General features: G+C 69.3%; 1 protein-coding gene. It reads right to left on the reverse strand.

What is annotated here, in order from left to right; genetic code table 11:
* Positions 1-175 precede the first annotated feature (175 nt).
* Positions 176-1501 (reverse strand): IS1182 family transposase, encoded by a 1326-nt coding sequence (locus GA615_RS27195; RefSeq protein WP_390622261.1) that lies wholly within the window; start codon positions 1499-1501, stop codon positions 176-178.
* Between the last annotated feature and the right edge of the window lie 70 nt (positions 1502-1571).

Raw genomic sequence — 1571 nt, forward strand, 5'->3', positions numbered from 1 at the left:
GAGGCTGGGATCCTTTTGATTTTCTTCGTCATCGGTGGCACTTGTGAGTGGCGGTCCGGCTGAGGCGATGGTTTTCTCGCGTCGAGCTTCTTCCTCCCGGGAATCGGGCTTGCGAGTCCCTCGTGTGGTCAGAGAGGCTCCCTTTCCGGCCCGGGTGGACCGCGATCGCCTCCGCTTACGCCGCCAGGCCGATCATCTGCCACCCGAAATGCATGACGTTGTAGGCCAGCGCGCACCACAACGCCACGCATCGCACCTTGGGCAGCCCTCGGACCCGGAACGGCGTCAGGCCGCGCTCGGACTTCAACTCCCCGTTGACCGTCTCGACCGTCGCGGCTCGGTCCTTGTAGCCCGACTTGGCTTCCGACGTCCCCATCCGCCGACGCCACTGCGCGACCGCCTCGCTGTCGGTCGCCTTCGGTCGGTGCGGGTCGGCGTCCTTCTTCCGGGGCCGGGGCACCGGCATGGTCATCGTCACCGGGGGCTCGGACGCGGCGGCCCGGTCCAGGTCCTCGAGCTTCACGTAACCGCCGTCGACCAGGTGCTCCTGGACCACGCCGCCGGTCCGCTCGGCGATCTGCCCACGCATCGGCTCGGCCAGCCCGGCGTCGCTGCCTGCGTTGGTCACGTCGACCCCGACGATGGCGCGGCTCTCGGTGTCCACGGCCAGTTGCACGTTGTACGCCGGGCGACTGCCCCCGTCGGGCATCCGCATGTACCGCGACTCGGGGTCGGTCGTGCTCGCCCGCGCCGGGTTCGACCGGCTGGGCTTGGCCTTCTGCTGCGCCTTGGCCTGCTCGACCTTCGCCAACTCGTCGAGGGCCTGCCTCATGCGGTCGACCTTCCGCTGCGCCGCCCGCGTCTCGGCGGCCCGGCGTCGCTCGGTCGCGTCCTCGGCCCGGTCCGCCTGACGCTGGATGATCTCCAGATGGGCCTGCGCCTGCTGCAAGGCCCGCTCGATCGTCTCACGCCGCTTGAAGCTGTTGGCCCCGGCGCCGGCCCGGACCCGGGTGCCGTCCTGGGCGATCCGACTGACCGTCACGAGCCCGCCGCGGATCAGCACCGCGAGCATCTGAGTCAGCAGGTCCTGAAGCGCCTGCCCGTGGGCCACCCGAAAGTCATTGAGCATGTGATAGTTGACGGGCACCATGCCGCAGAGCCAGCGGTACGGGTCGCTCGACTCGCAGAGGCGTGCCAGTTCCCGGCCGCCGGCAACTCCCTGGGTGGCGGCGTAGAGCCACAGCGCCACGAGCAGCTTCGGATCGGTGGCCGAGCGTCCCGGCGTCTCGCCCCGAGCCCGGATCGTGTCAAGGAACCGCGAGAGGTCCCAGGTCTCGACCAGTTGCCAGACGAGTCGTGCATCGTGATCGTCGCCGATCAATTCGTCGAGCGAGCAGGGCCGCATGAGCATCTGCTCGCGGTCGGGCCGCCGCAGTCGCGGTGGCGGAGCTGGTCCAAGGTCGACCGGAGGCCGCTGCATCGGCCCGTCGTCGCCCTCCAGGTCGGGAAATAGCGGTGAAGTGCTCATGTGGATATTATGCACGACCCGGGGGCGAAAACATCCCAGCCTC

Origin of the sequence: Tautonia marina, from assembly GCF_009177065.1 — a bacterium.
Classification (GTDB): Bacteria; Planctomycetota; Planctomycetia; order Isosphaerales; family Isosphaeraceae; genus Tautonia; species Tautonia marina.